Annotated in this window: 11 protein-coding genes; 3 read left to right on the top strand and 8 right to left on the bottom strand. The window is 59.0% G+C overall.

Features of this window, described 5'->3' with window-relative positions:
• Positions 1-51 precede the first annotated feature (51 nt).
• On the bottom strand, positions 52-348 hold the full coding sequence (locus D0Y96_RS00890) for a hypothetical protein (RefSeq protein WP_147324876.1): 297 nt from the start codon (positions 346-348) through the stop codon (positions 52-54).
• Between D0Y96_RS00890 and fumC the strand changes: the two genes are divergently transcribed.
• Entirely contained in the window at positions 331-1,764 is a 1,434-nt protein-coding gene (gene fumC / locus D0Y96_RS00885; protein WP_117297328.1) for a class II fumarate hydratase, read from the top strand. The genes D0Y96_RS00890 and fumC overlap by 18 nt on opposite strands.
• A gap of 14 nt (positions 1,765-1,778) precedes the next feature.
• Here fumC and D0Y96_RS00880 read toward each other — a convergent pair whose 3' ends face one another.
• Positions 1,779-3,080 (bottom strand): histidine-type phosphatase, encoded by a 1,302-nt coding sequence (locus tag D0Y96_RS00880; protein WP_158562115.1) that lies wholly within the window; start codon positions 3,078-3,080, stop codon positions 1,779-1,781.
• Between the two features lie 126 nt (positions 3,081-3,206).
• Positions 3,207-6,146, bottom strand: a complete 2,940-nt coding sequence (locus D0Y96_RS00875; protein WP_117297324.1) for a TonB-dependent receptor — start codon at positions 6,144-6,146, stop codon at positions 3,207-3,209.
• Between the two features lie 162 nt (positions 6,147-6,308).
• Here D0Y96_RS00875 and D0Y96_RS00870 point away from each other — a divergent pair, with 162 nt between their 5' ends.
• Complete coding sequence (locus D0Y96_RS00870; protein ID WP_158562114.1) at positions 6,309-6,989, top strand: response regulator transcription factor; 681 nt, start codon at positions 6,309-6,311, stop codon at positions 6,987-6,989.
• Entirely contained in the window at positions 6,980-8,389 is a 1,410-nt protein-coding gene (locus D0Y96_RS00865) for a sensor histidine kinase (protein ID WP_117297320.1), read from the top strand. The genes D0Y96_RS00870 and D0Y96_RS00865 overlap by 10 nt, the downstream gene beginning before the upstream one ends.
• A gap of 27 nt (positions 8,390-8,416) precedes the next feature.
• Here D0Y96_RS00865 and D0Y96_RS00860 read toward each other — a convergent pair whose 3' ends face one another.
• Genes D0Y96_RS00860 through D0Y96_RS00840 form a run of 5 tightly spaced genes read right to left on the bottom strand, consistent with a single transcriptional unit; the run spans position 8,417 to position 13,447 of the window.
• Positions 8,417-9,901 (bottom strand): hybrid sensor histidine kinase/response regulator, encoded by a 1,485-nt coding sequence (locus tag D0Y96_RS00860; RefSeq protein WP_117297318.1) that lies wholly within the window; start codon positions 9,899-9,901, stop codon positions 8,417-8,419.
• Positions 9,898-11,679 (bottom strand): ATP-binding response regulator, encoded by a 1,782-nt coding sequence (locus tag D0Y96_RS00855; protein ID WP_117297317.1) that lies wholly within the window; start codon positions 11,677-11,679, stop codon positions 9,898-9,900. Before D0Y96_RS00855 ends, D0Y96_RS00860 begins: the two co-directional genes overlap by 4 nt.
• Positions 11,672-12,652, bottom strand: coding sequence for an ATP-binding SpoIIE family protein phosphatase (locus D0Y96_RS00850; RefSeq protein WP_117297314.1), 981 nt, complete (start codon positions 12,650-12,652; stop codon positions 11,672-11,674). The genes D0Y96_RS00855 and D0Y96_RS00850 overlap by 8 nt, the downstream gene beginning before the upstream one ends.
• The gene (locus D0Y96_RS00845; RefSeq protein WP_117297312.1) at positions 12,640-13,047 is read right to left on the bottom strand and encodes an anti-sigma regulatory factor; all 408 of its coding nucleotides are present in this window, start codon (positions 13,045-13,047) and stop codon (positions 12,640-12,642) included. Before D0Y96_RS00845 ends, D0Y96_RS00850 begins: the two co-directional genes overlap by 13 nt.
• Positions 13,028-13,447, bottom strand: coding sequence for an STAS domain-containing protein (locus D0Y96_RS00840; RefSeq protein WP_117297306.1), 420 nt, complete (start codon positions 13,445-13,447; stop codon positions 13,028-13,030). The genes D0Y96_RS00845 and D0Y96_RS00840 overlap by 20 nt, the downstream gene beginning before the upstream one ends.
• Between the last annotated feature and the right edge of the window lie 3 nt (positions 13,448-13,450).

The following is a 13,450-nucleotide window of genomic DNA, read 5'->3' as shown; positions in this document are numbered from 1 at the left end:
ATCAGGGATGTTCTGACTGCGGCTCGCGTTCGTGCTGTCGAACGGTCAGAATCAACTACTGGCAGAATAGTCGCGGCCCGGCGGAACGTTATTAAGCACCAGTAAATTCGGTATCGTATGCCACATGCTGTTGATGAGAGTGAATGGAATGCCGAATAAAATTGCAGGAAACACATGCCGGCTTAAGGCTGTCTTAAGGATCGGGAAGTACTGAGAGCGGCGTTTATATACGAATGTGTTCAGCCGCATCTTAAATTGAGTAAGCAGGTCTGCTGCTTCTGCAATGGAGCGAACAGCGTTCTGTTTTGCGGGAGCAAACGGGGAGCATTGATGAATGACAATCGCCATCGGGCAGGAGATGTTATCGAGGGAGGGCGTCGCGTCGAGTCTGATTCCATGGGGCAGATCGAGGTCCCGTCGGACCGGCTGTGGGGCGCGCAGACGCAGCGTTCGCTGATCCACTTCTCCATCGGTAAAGATCGCATGCCGGCAGAGCTGTATCACGCATACGGCGTTGTGAAGAAGGCTGCGGCGATCGCTAATGCCGAGTCTGGTCACCTGCCGCGGGAAAAAGCAGACCTTATTATCCAGGCCGCGGAAGAAGTGATTGCAGGCACACTCGACGATCACTTCCCATTGTTTGTCTGGCAGACGGGCAGCGGGACGCAGAGCAATATGAATGTGAACGAGGTGATCTCGAATCGTGCGATTCAGATCGCCAATGGTGTGCTCGGCACGCAAAGCCCGATCCATCCCAATGATGACGTGAATATGTCACAGTCATCGAACGATACTTTTCCCACTGCGATGCATATTGCCGCAGTGAAGTATCTTCGTGAGATTCTTCTGCCGAGAGTCGATGCGCTGGCCGCCACGATTGAACGCAAAGCGGATGAGTGGGGGCAGATCGTCAAGATCGGGCGCACCCATCTGCAGGATGCGGTTCCTCTGACTGTGGGCCAGGAGTGGTCCGGTTATGCGGCGCAGCTGCGTTATGCTATGGCACGCATCGATGCGTCTTTCGATGGCTTATATGAGCTTGCGGCTGGAGGCACGGCTGTCGGGACGGGTCTCAACGCGCCTCCGGGCTTCGACGTCCGCATTGCGAAGAAGATCGCGGAGCTTACCGGCTATCCATTCCGTACCGCAGCCAACAAGTTTGAGGCGCAGGCATCGCTCGATTCGATGGTCGCGGCGCATGCGGCTCTGCGCGGCCTTGCGGTCGCTCTGATGAAGATAGCCAATGACATGCGCTGGCTTGCTTCAGGGCCGCGCTGCGGCATCGGCGAGCTGATTCTGCCGGACAACGAACCTGGATCGTCGATCATGCCGGGCAAGGTGAATCCGACGCAGTGCGAGGCGATCGTGATGATCTGCATTCAGGTCATCGGCAACGATACGGCCGTCGCCTTTGCCGGTTCACAGGGGAATTTCGAGCTGAATGCTATGCGGCCGGTGATCATCAACAACTTTCTTCACTCGGCGCGTATTCTCGCTGACGGCTGCAACAGCTTTCTGCATTACTCGGTTGAAGGAACCGAAGTTCAGAGAAAACGAATCGAAGGATATGTGCGAAATTCTCTGATGCTGGTCACGGCTTTGAGCCCGGTCATCGGTTACGACAAAGCTTCGGAGATCGCACATATCGCGCAGCGCGATGACCTGACTCTCAAAGAGGCTGCCCTGAAGAGCGGATACATAGACGAGAAGACCTTTGACAGGGTTGTCGATCCGAAAAAGATGATCGGGAACCAGACAGCCTGATTCCCGGGCAGGGCTCACTTTACAAAATGCGGGTCGATGGCTGCTTTCAGCGCCTCTTCGAATCCGCTCCAGGTGCAGCTTCCGTCGGCCTGGCCGCATGCGGGCAGGAAGACAGGCGCTCGCTCGGGCGGGGAGCTGAGTGTGAGCGGGGTGCTGTTGCGCATCTGATCGAGAGTCTGCGCCGTGTACCAGGTGCGCACGGCATATTGTCCGGTGCGGTTGCTCTTCCATAGCTCGAAGACCAGCGCGCCGCCCGGCGGCGTGTCATCGCGACGGCCATCGATCAGCCAGTTGATGTTCAGATTGCCGGCGATGTTGGCGAGATTGTTGTCATGGCCCACCAGAATCAGAAGACGGTCGTCCGTCCTGCTGAGCGCGCCTGCGACCGGTTGTCCGTTTGCCGCCTGCTGCATGGAGCGAAGCAGATGATCGAGCAGATTCGATGACTGCGCACGCGCGATATAAGTGGTCCGCTGCGCGATGTCTTCGCTGGCGACGTGCAGCTGGAGCAGCTCGCGCAGTTTATCGAGATCGATGCGTCCCCATCCGACGTTTTCTTTGTCCATGCCCTCGGTGTATTCGAGCAGAAAGTTTTCGGTCATGGTGGAGGCGAGGGAGAGTGGGGAATTCAGATCGGCGGCGTGGTCTCCTCTGCCGGGCGCGACAGAGGAGGGGGTAGAGAGCAGAGAACGAGGCTCGGTTGTGCTTTTGCCGCTGCCGCTAAGCAGCACCTCTTCCAACGCGCTGAATTGTGCCCGGTAAGCCTCGGTCAGGTCCTGCGGATTACCGCCGATGCGTCCTGAAATGGCAGCGGCTGCGGTCGCTTTGTCGGTATCTCCGACCCCGGCCGCGAGCGGATGAAAGAGCGGATCTTCGGTTCCTTCGGGCAGTGCGGTCACGTCGATGGTGCATCCTGGAGCGAGTCCGGCGGCGAGTGCCCTGCCGGTTTCGCGCGTCCGCTGGTCGGAGTCGGCGATGATGCGGATATGCGTGGCATCAGCACAACCGGCGGGTGCAAGCAGTCCCTGTGAGGCAAGAAGTTCGCGGTCGTACTTACCGAAGAGAGTCATCAGCTGCGCGCCGTGCGGGGTGAGATAGCCCGCAGGCACGCTCCACTGCGGCCAGCTCTGCCGCGAATATTTATTCAGCTGATCGATTTTTCCGGTGGGCGAGCGCACTCCGTGGCGAGTGACGATCACGACAAACTTCAGAGATGTCTTTGCATCCACGGTGCTTTCGGCTGGAGCTGCACTTTGCGCCTGCGCTGCAGCAGTTGCCAAGGCGGCCAGAAGAAGGGCCGCAATTGTCGTTCTCATCGGATTTTGTACCCGCATACGGTTTTTATGGGAATCGAGGCTGGAAATTAACTTATTTTCAACTTCAGAAAGTGAGAGTGGCGGCGGAAGGTGGATAGATACAAGTCCACACTCCGCCGCTGCGCGTTATTTTTCGTGGTTCGAATCCCAGCGCAGGCTGAAGCTGTATGTCGGCTTGTAGTATTCGCGCTGGGTTAGATATTGCGGTTGCCCATTGTAGTAGCCAAAGACCTCATTATTGAGGTTCAGGCCATTGACGATCACGTGCAGTCCGCGCCACACGCGTGCTCCTGCCTGGGCGTCCACCTGCAGGTGCGGATAGGCGAAGTTGTCGCCTAGTGGGCCGTTGGCGGGGCCGGCGGTGTTGTTGGAGGGATTGGGTTGGTCGTTGAACCACTGGTAGGCATAGTTGTAAGCGCCGTTGTAGCTGATGCCCATGTGAACGTCATAGCGTCCCAGCGTGTAGGCGGGCTCAATGTTGAAGGAGTGGTGCGCGGTGCCGATCAGAGACGGCGAATCCGTGCGCCCCGGAATGCCGTTGGTATGCGAATTGGTATAAGCGTAGTTGGCCATCATGGTAAGGCCGCGCAGGGCGCCGGGCAGTGTGCTCAACCGCTGCTTCCATGAAAACTCAAGCCCCGAGACGCTGGCGTTGTTGGCGTTGATATCCTGCTGTGCCTCGTCCCCAGGATCGCTACCTGGGATGTTGCAGAGAGATCCCGTGATTGAGCAGGAAGTGTAAGTCTGGACGATGGGGTCGTAGAGCTGCTTATAGAAGTACCCGGCCTGGATCACGCCGAAGGGGCGAAGCTCCTGCTCCACCAGCAGGTCGTAGTTGTTGGCGTGGGTGGGCTGCTCGCTGGGGTTGCCGATGCTGTAGCGGGGTTGGCTGGTGCCCGCTCCGTTGTCCAGGATGTACGGCACCAGATCATAAGGATTCGGCCGCGAGATTCCGCGCGAGTAGACGGCGCGGATGGCAGTCATCGAAGAGACCATCCAGCGCGCCTGCACACTGGGTAAAGGAACGACATAAGACTGGGTGGTGGTCTCCGGGGTGGTTCCAACCCAATTGCCCCAACTGCCATTGTCGATGGGGGTGGGAGCATCAGTGCCGTTGCCGTAGGGTCCAGCCGAGGGGTTCACGTAATAGCCGTGCACATGCACTTGTGTGGCTTCAAAGCGCAGGCCCGTCTGCAGGCTGAACCTGGGCCAGTTGATGGTGTTCATTACGTAGCCCGCGGTGGTGCGGTTAATCAGGTCGAAGTTGGCGGAATCCGAGCCTTCCCGTGTGGTTGGCACATCCAGTTGGAAGTCTCCCGGATTCGCCTTCCAGTAAGCGGTCAGCTTGTTCCAGTCGGTGACAGGCCCCATGTAATAGGTGCCGCCGTAATAGTGATCGTAGGTAAATCCGGTCTGGAACGGCACGAGGCTCGCGGCGCCGCTGCCTGTGGTCGGTCCGAAGTAGTTGTACTGCGGGGTCTCCGCGTACTCGAAGGAGTGGTTGTTGCGGAATTGGCCGCCGAATTCGAAGGTCGCCGAGTGCGAGCCGAGGTGGTAATTCATGCCCATACCCGCCCACTCCTGCAGGTTCAGCGAGACCGCCTGCCCGGAGGTGGTGCGATAGGTGCTCAGGATGTAGTTCTCCGGGTTGAAATTATCATGATCCGAGTCGGAATTGGGGAACGAGCATCCCGCCGACCACGTGGGCCGGTAGATGCTCGTGGGCGTCCCGGTGTAAACGCAGTTGGCCGCATCGTAGGCCTTCAGGAGTTTTGACGGACTCCACTCCGCCCTCGGGTCGCCGCCAGCGTTCTCGAAGCGGGAGCGGGAGACGGCCGAACCCCAGTGAATCCAGGAGTTCCTGAGAATGTGGCTGCCATCGAGAATCAGAGTGCCGATTGCCGGGTTTCTCGTTTGATTCGACTGGTAGTACTGCGCCTTGGGGCCGATTTCGTAGTAATACTTGTCGAGAAAGTCCTTGAAATCGGAGAGCAGGAAGTGCGCCGCAAAGGTGGTTTGAGGACTCATCTTGTAATCCACGGTGCTGGTGAGACCCCAGCGATCCTCATTCATGCGATACACGCGCTGCGTGTTCTTGTCGTAATAGGGAGTTGTCGAGCCATCGGGGTTGAGATCCGGACTGGGCTGGATGTTATCAATGCCGCCGCCGTTGTAATCGGCCTCGAAGCCGCCGATCAGGCCCCAGCGCTGACTCGCGCCGAAGCGCATCCCCGCGGTCGTGTCCACCTTGCCGATGTAGCGGGTATTCTGGATCGGCGTAAAGCCCATCGTGGACTCGGCGCTGAAATAGGGCCGCGCTCCCGCCGTTTTGGTCACCAGATCCACGGAGCCGGCGATGCCGTCGGCATCCTGATTGGCGGAGAGGGTCTTGTTGACCACGATAGACTCGACCATGTTGTCGGGAATCGTCGTCAGGTCGACCTGGTTGATGGTGACCTCCGGCGAGGCCAGAGTCACGCCATCGACCGTGACATTGGTCAGCCGCGGATCCAGCCCGCGCACCTGGACGTACTCGCCCTGGCCTTCGTTGCGTTGCAGCGTCACGCCGGGCAACCGCCCGGTCGCGTCCGCAATGTTCTCATTTGGCAGCGCAACGATTTCCGAGGAAGGCATAACATTCACGATATTCGCCGACGAGATTTCCTGATCGGCCGCCTGCATAAGATCCTGCGCGCCGCCGCCGAAAACAAGTACCTGCTCGCTGCCTGGATTCACGCGCAGCGTCACATCGAGCGTCGCGGTCTGCCCTGCGGACACATCCATTTCCTTGCGGAATGGTTGAAAGCCGGCAAACTCAACAGTGAACGCATAATGCCCGGGCGCTACACCAGTCAGCGAATATTCGCCCCGCTCGTTGGTAAGGGTTGACTTGCCCAGAGGCTCGAGGTTGATGCGAGCGCCTTTGAGCACCGCGCCTGAGGCATCGGTGATGGTACCGGTCACCATGCCTTTACTGGTCTGCGCAAAGACCGTGGAAGCAAATAAAGTCAGACAGAACAATATGCCCGCGGTGCAGGCGGCCCACTTTCTTCGAATGGTTGGCATCGTCCTCTTTCTCTCCTGAATGGTTCCTGCAAAGCGCAGGCGGGGATAGCGAGGAGTATGTCGGGGCTGTCTAAGCTCAATCTGAGGAAGGCCCCTGGCTCGATCTGTTTTCACTGATAATTCACAATGTACGGTTACGATCCCTCTCACAGGATCAGGCAAATGCAGGTTTTGATTGTGGAGGACAAGCGCAGCCTAGCAGGCCATCTGGGCCGTGCGCTTGAAGGCGAAGGTTATTCTGTCACGCTGGCGTATGACGGCGAAGAAGCGCTGCGGCTGGGCCGAACCAATGAGTTTGATGTGATGCTTCTCGACGTGATGCTGCCGCGTATGGATGGCGTTACGGTCATTCGCAAGCTGCGTGAGGCGCGGCTGCGCACGCAGGCCATCATTGTTTCCGCGCGCGATTCGATGGACGATATTGTATGCGGCCTCGATGCGGGAGCCGATGATTATCTGACCAAGCCCTTCGCGCTCGATGTGCTGCTGGCCAGAATTCGCGCCGCTGCGCGCCGTGTTCCCGCTCCTGAGCCCAGAGCCCTGGAATTCGAGGATCTGATTCTTCGTCCGCGGGAGCATGAGCTGCAGCGGGGTCAGCGCGTCGCCTCGCTTACCCGCACGGAGTGCGCATTGCTGGCTGTGCTGATGCGCCGCGCCAACTCCATCGTGCCGCATGGAGTGCTTATTGACGAAGGCTGGAGCAGCGATGCCGATGTAAGCTTCGATTCGCTGTATGTCTTCATTCGCGCTCTGCGGTCGAAGATCACGCACCCTGGCGAGCCTGAGCTGCTGCATACAGTGCGCGGCATAGGCTACTCGCTGCGGAGTGCCGCATGCGCGTGAACCGCGCCTCCATTTCACTCCGTCTTACCTTCTGGTTCGGGTGCATTTTTTTCTCCGGGTGGGTGCTCTTCGGAGCGGCCATGTGGTTCAACCTGAAGAGCACGCTGACCGGAGAGCGCTACACGACACTGAGCCGCCGCCTTGACCGTCTGCAGAATCTTCTGCAGGCCACGCAGAAGGAAGTGCCGGCGGACAAGGTGCAGGACTACACAGATTTTGCTCACGCAACGGGCAATGGTCTTGCCGAGGTCTTTCGCGCAGACGGCTCGCGCGCCTATCCTTCACCCTCTCCTGCCGCAGCCGATTTTCCCTGGCCGGCAGTGCCGGCAAAGCCCGGTGAGCAGTTTGTTCATGCACAGGCGGAGGATCAGCCTTACTGGGTGCTGGTGCGCCCGTTTACTCTCGGCACCGAACAGCTCTATCTCTTTGTCGCCGCGCCCGAGGCAGGGAACCTGATCGTGCTTGAGCAGTTCTGGAAAGGGCTGCTTGCTTCGGCACCTTTGCTGCTGCTGATCTCTTCCGTAGGCGGCTACTGGCTGAGCCGCCGCGCGCTCAAGCCGGTGGACCGGATCACGGCCACGGCGCGTTCCATCAGCATTCGCAATCTCTCTGAGCGAGTGCCCGAAGTGAAAACGGGGGATGAGCTGCAGCGGCTGGTCGAGACCTGTAATGCCATGCTGGCGCGTCTGGAATCGGCGGTAAATCAGATCAGGCAATTCACGGCCGATGCCTCGCATGAGCTGCGCGGCCCTCTCTCCTTTGTTCGCACTGTGGCGGAGGTAGCGCTGCGCAACCCTCACGCGGATCAGCAAAGCCGGCAGTCGTTTGAAGAGATTGTGGCAGAGATGGCCAAGGCCGCTGTGCTGCTTGAAGAGATGCTGACGCTGGCGCGCGCCGATGCGGGCAGCAGCGATGCGGTGCTCGAGCAGCAAAATCTTGCAGAAGTGATTCAGGCGGCGTGCGAGATTGCGCGTCCCATTGCCATCGAGCGCAGTCTGACTCTTTCGGTGGCGGTGGAAGAAGAGAAGCCGGTCATCGTGCTGGGAGATTTCTCGGCGCTGCGCCGCCTTCTCTGGATTCTGCTCGACAATGCGCTCAAATTTACGCAGCCGCATGGAGAGATCGAAGTGGCGCTGCACACTACGGGAGAGCGAGCGACAGTCGTGGTGCGCGACAATGGCGCAGGCATTCCCGAAGAGGCGCTGCCGCATATCTTCGATCGCTTCTATCGCGCCGATCCGTCACGCAGCCAGGTGGAGGGAACCGGACTGGGCCTGGCCATCGCGCGCTGGATCGCCGATCTGCACCATGCCGACCTCACTATAGCAAGCCAGGTGCAGAAGGGGACTGTGGTACGGCTGGCGCTTCCTGTTTACGCAGGGAAGAGCACGGTTGCGTGACTCCGCGCTAAGAATTCAGACATCAGCTTATCGTTGTTCGACGGCAGGGAAGTCAATCTCGAATTTGCTGCCGTGATTGCGGTCATTGCGCGAGGTGAGAAGTATTTTCCCGTCGTGCTTTTCGACGATCGACTTCGTAATCCATAACCCAAGCCCTGTTCCTGTGCCCTGCTTGGTGGTGAAAAACGGCTCGAAGACGCGGGACTGAATTTCTCTTCCGATGCCGGGGCCGTTGTCGCTGATAGAGAGCATTGCCCGGTCGTTACGCCTGAACGTGGCGATGGCAATTTCTCCGCCGTTCTCCATCGACTCCAGTGCATTGACCAGCAGGTTTGAGATGACCTGCCGAATCTCTCCCCGGATACCCTGGATCAGAACCGATTCCCCGAGGTTCAGTGTGACTTCGATCCCTCTGGCGGACAAGCGCTTGTTATAAAACTCAAGGGCATCCAGGACGCTTTGCGAAAGATCCAGCGTGGAAGGAGTCCGCAGCTCGCGATAGAAGCCGAGAGACTGGCGGGCAATGTGGGCCAAACGCGTCACCTCCGTCAGTGCAGAGCCGGCGGTCTCGCGAATCAGAGGAGTCGCTTCCTGCGATTGCTCAATGATAAAGAGCAGATTCGTCACAGCTTCAAGAGGGTTATTGATCTCATGCGCGATAGCGGCAGACATGCGGCCCGCGGTTGCCAGCTTCTCAGCCTGAATCAGCGCGGATCGAATGGATTGCTCCGAAGAAAGAAGGATACAGTTCTGCAGCGACAGGCCGGCGCGGCTGGCCAGGTCGGCTGCCAGAACCAGATCTGCTGCCGAGTATTCGCGGTCCTTGTTTAATTCGAAGGCGATGGCTCCGAACCCGGGATTTGTAACCGATAGCGGACTGATCAGCAGTCTGCTGCTGATCATATGAACCGGTTTCGCCTCCGGATCGTCCTTCATCGCCTCGCGATACTCCGCATCGAGCTCCACCGTCCAGCCGGAAGAAGAGTGCTCGGGCGTGCTGTTCAGATGGATGGCACAGCGATCTGCAAAATAGGGAGTGACTGCGCTGCAGATACTCTTTGCCGTGTCTTCGAGAGACGTGCTGAAGGTTATCTTTGAGCCGATGGTCGCAAGAAAGCGGAGCAGATCCTCCGTTTCCGAAGTGCGCAGTATTCTGCGCACAAGTGCGATCAGCTCTGCCGGGTGGACCGGCTGAGCGATGTAGGCGTCGGCGCCTCCTGAAAATCCGGAAGCTCTAAGGTCCGGATCACTGAAGCTGGCGGAGACCTGGAGGATAGGCAGATGAGGCTCTTTCGCCTTGATTCTGCGCGAGAGATCATAGCCGCTCATATCGGGGAGCTTTACATCGACGACCGCGAGAGCGAGTGGCTGCTGCATCAGAGCGAGCGCCTCTTTTCCGCTTCCCGCCTCCAGAACCGCGAAGCCTTCCGTTTCGAGGATGCGCCGCATGGCGTAGCGCTGTTCTATGGTGTCGTCGACGTAAAGAACAGGACGCTTCCTGTGGTGAATCAATGCGCGCCTCCTCTCTCATGCAGGTCGCTTAGCCCCAGATTGAGCAGCACGCGCTCCAGCGCCGCATGCTGATCCTGTGCGTCACCTCGATCTTTATTGATGTAGGTCAGATTATGACGCTCGACGAGGGCCTGTTCTTCGGCGGAGAGGATTTTCGAGCTCAAAAGCACAATGGGGAGATCTGCCATATCAGGCAGCATGCGGAGCTGTTCGGCAAAGGCCAGGCCGTTCTCTTCCGGCATGACGATATCAAGGAAGATAAGCGATGGTGTGCATGTTGCGAGAAGACGTCTCGCTTCCACAAGAGAAGGAGCCTCAAGAAGACGGGCCGAGGTGAGAGTGACCAGGTTGCGGCGCAGAATATAGCGAGCCACCTCGTCATCGTCGACCATCAGAATCGTCTGCTCGCTTTCTGACAGCGGCGCCGGCTCTGAAGAAGCCGCGACCGCGGTGGGGATCTCCACATAGAAGGTCGAGCCTTCTCCCAGTGTGGACTCGAGCCAGGTGGAGCCTCCCAGAAGGGTTGCGAGCTGTCTCGCAAGAGGAAGACCAAGGCCGCTGCCCTTATGCCGGGAGCGCTGATCGGCCTCAATCTGACCCCACTCCTGCCACACCAGCTCTTTGTTCTCATCGGCGATGCCGATCCCGGTATCGCGAACCGAAAAACGAACGCCGCCATTGGGGACCAGCGCGGCGCTGACGTGCACCTTGCCCCGCTCGGTAAACTTCAGCGCATTCGAAATGAAGTTGCGCAGGATTTGCGCCAGCTTGCCCTCGTCGGTATAGAGGCGTGTGCCGACCACCGGACTCTCTTCGATGATGAGCTGCACATTCTCGTTCGTAGCCAGCGGACGGAACATACCGCGCAGCGCGGCGAAAAACTCTGCAATGGTGAACTCGCTCAGCCGGGTGGTCACTTTGCCGGCTTCGATTTTTGCGAGGTCCAGAAGATCGTTCACCATGTCGGTAAGGTTCTGCGCGGAGCGCTGAATAAAGAGAACCTGCTTCTCCTGCTCGGCGGTCAGCTCTCCATCGATACGGCGAATCAAAAGACCAGCAAGGGAAACGATCGAATTCAGCGGCGTGCGCAGCTCGTGCGTGACTCCTGAAATGAAGCGGGTCTTCATCTCCGAGGCCTGCTGCAGCTCCTGCGCGCGGTCTTCCAGCTCGGAGTAGAGAACCATGACGCCGCGGTTGGTCTCCTTCAGCTCCTGATTCAGCTGCGAAAGCTCGCGCTCCTTCTCGCGAAGGTCGTTCAGAAGCCGGACCATCTCGCGGTTCTGGGTGTGAGCCGCCGTACCGAGATCCTGCGGAGCAATCGAGCCGAGACGCTCCCCGACCGCCTTCAGCGTGGGAACTGCGACGCCCCGCGGAAGAAATTTGCGCAGAATCACTGTCGTGCCGCTTGCGGAGCTGGCAATGTGCATGTCGTCCATAAGACGACGGGAACCGCCAATGCCGATGCCCATGCCCGAAGCGGAGATATAGTTCCCGTCCAGAATCTCATCGAGCCGGGGAATGCCCTTTCCCTTGTCTTTGACGACGATTCTGAATGCGGCCTGATCCTCACGCTCCAGATAAAATTCGACCACGCCGCTGGTTGCGTATTCATACGCGTTGCGGGCTATCTCAGAGACGGCAGTGGCGATGCGTGTCTGATCCTGCGTTTCAAAGCCAAGAACCTCGGCGATTTGCTTGGCGCGCTGCCGCGCGAGCAGGAAATCCGTTTCCGTGGAGAGGTTCACGGAGAGCAGGCGGGATGGAGTGGATTTAGGCAAGGCGGGTCACCAGAATCGTTGCATCGTCGCGCCCGCGCACCTGCTCGGAGAACAGCAGCGGAGCAACGACAGAGGGAGACTGCAACAGAAGAGAAGGCGGAATGCCGAGCCGCGACTGCGTGGTGAGCCCGTCGGACTGCATGAGCAGCAGATCGGAAGGCTGACAGGGATACTGGAACTGCTGTACACGGCGCATCTGGTGCCCCAGGGTGCCGTTGTGAGAGACCAGGCTTTGACTGCGCTCCGGCCCCATCAGGACGCAGCTGATGTTTCCAATTCCGGCAAAGTCGAGGGTCGAGGTCCCGGGGTTCACTCGGGCGACAGCGGCTGCGGCACCTCGCGTGGATCGCAGAGCCGCATGCGCCATTTCGAGAATGACCTGTGGAGAAGAGTTCTGGTACTTCTGAAAGATGCTGATCGCGGCTTTGGCGGCATCGGCGGCGAACATACCGTGTCCAAGGCCATCCACTACAAGGAAGGCTCGTCCATCTTCTGAAACGGACCATCCATCTCCGCTCAGCGTTTCGCCCTGAATCGCGGTGCTGATCACCGAGAAATCGGGTGCAGCCTTCCGCTCCGCCAGGCGGGCTGCGATTACAGTGGAGCGCCCAGGAAGCGAATATCCGGAAAACCGAAGCGCAAATCGGCGAACGGCGCCCAGCCCAAGGCCGGGAGTAGAGGCCGTGCTGAAGCCGTCTTCGAGGCAGCGCTCGATATTGTGCATGCCTTTGCCGTGATCGACCGAGGCGATCTCCAGCGCGCCGACCGGCTCCAGGTAACGCAGGTAGAGATTGCCGCCGCCGGCATGCTGCAGAAGATTGTTCGCCAGCTCAACAACAACAATGTTTACAGCGGATATGCGCTGCTCATCCAGCCCGGCGATCTTCGCAAACTCGGTGGCGGCGCGCCGCGCCACGGCAACCTGGGAGGAATCCTGGACGGCGACGATCGAGGTTTGGCTTAGCGGCTCCATTTGGTGATGGTTACGGTTGTCCCTTCGTTCACTTTGGATGCAATCTCAAACTCATCCATCAGACGGCGCGTGCCGCCCAGGCCAAGCCCCATACCATTCCCGCTTGTGAATCCATCGGTCAGTGCCCGTTCGATATCGCGGATTCCCGGCCCGCGATCGGTGAAGATAAGCCGCAGCCCTCTCTTCGTTCCGTTGCTGAGAGCTTCCATGCGGAGATCTCCGCCGCGGCCATAGTCGAGGGTATTGCGGGCAATTTCGCTGGCAGCGGTGACGATCTTGGTCTGATCGACGATGCCGAAGCGGAGCTCGGTTGCGAACTTTCGCACGGAGGTGCGCACGCTCACCATATCCTCCGAGGTTCGGATGGGCAAAGAGTCAGACTTCAGAACTTCCATCTGCGGCCCTCTCCGGCTCTTCCGCCTCCAGCTCCTGCATGGAATTCTCCACGTCTCCACGAAGGATTTCCATACCGCGCTCCACCGTCAGGGCAGTGCGAATTCCGGGCAGAGACATGCCCAGCTCCACAAGCGTGATGGCCACGGCCGGACGCATGCCGACCACTACAGTCTGTGCATCGAGCACGCGCGACATGGAGGCGATATTGCCCAGCATGCGGCCGATAAACGAGTCGACAACTTCAAGCGCCGAGATGTCGATCAGCACGCCGTGAGAACCGTGCTGCACGATCCTCTCGGTGAGATCGTCCTGCAGCTGCAGCGCCAGACGATCATGCATATCGACCTGCACCGTGATCAGGAGAAAACTACCCATGCGCAGAATAGGAATATGTTCCACGTT

This window comes from Paracidobacterium acidisoli, from assembly GCF_003428625.2.
GTDB lineage: Bacteria > Acidobacteriota > Terriglobia > Terriglobales > Acidobacteriaceae > Paracidobacterium > Paracidobacterium acidisoli.
The sequence above is the reverse complement of the archived record's forward strand: the minus strand, read 5'-3'. Positions and strand labels throughout refer to the sequence as shown.

Bases quoted from the DNA above. Each gene is read 5' to 3' on its own strand.
- D0Y96_RS00875 (WP_117297324.1), bottom strand. From the start codon at position 6,146: ATGCCAACCATTCGAAGAAAGTGGGCCGCCTGCACCGCGGGCATATTG.
- D0Y96_RS00890 (WP_147324876.1), bottom strand. From the start codon at position 348: ATGGCGATTGTCATTCATCAATGCTCCCCGTTTGCTCCCGCAAAACAG.
- fumC (WP_117297328.1), top strand. From the start codon at position 331: ATGAATGACAATCGCCATCGGGCAGGAGATGTTATCGAGGGAGGGCGT.
- D0Y96_RS00870 (WP_158562114.1), top strand. From the start codon at position 6,309: ATGCAGGTTTTGATTGTGGAGGACAAGCGCAGCCTAGCAGGCCATCTG.
- D0Y96_RS00865 (WP_117297320.1), top strand. From the start codon at position 6,980: ATGCGCGTGAACCGCGCCTCCATTTCACTCCGTCTTACCTTCTGGTTC.
- D0Y96_RS00880 (WP_158562115.1), bottom strand. From the start codon at position 3,080: ATGAGAACGACAATTGCGGCCCTTCTTCTGGCCGCCTTGGCAACTGCT.
- D0Y96_RS00850 (WP_117297314.1), bottom strand. From the start codon at position 12,652: ATGGAGCCGCTAAGCCAAACCTCGATCGTCGCCGTCCAGGATTCCTCC.
- D0Y96_RS00845 (WP_117297312.1), bottom strand. From the start codon at position 13,047: ATGGAAGTTCTGAAGTCTGACTCTTTGCCCATCCGAACCTCGGAGGAT.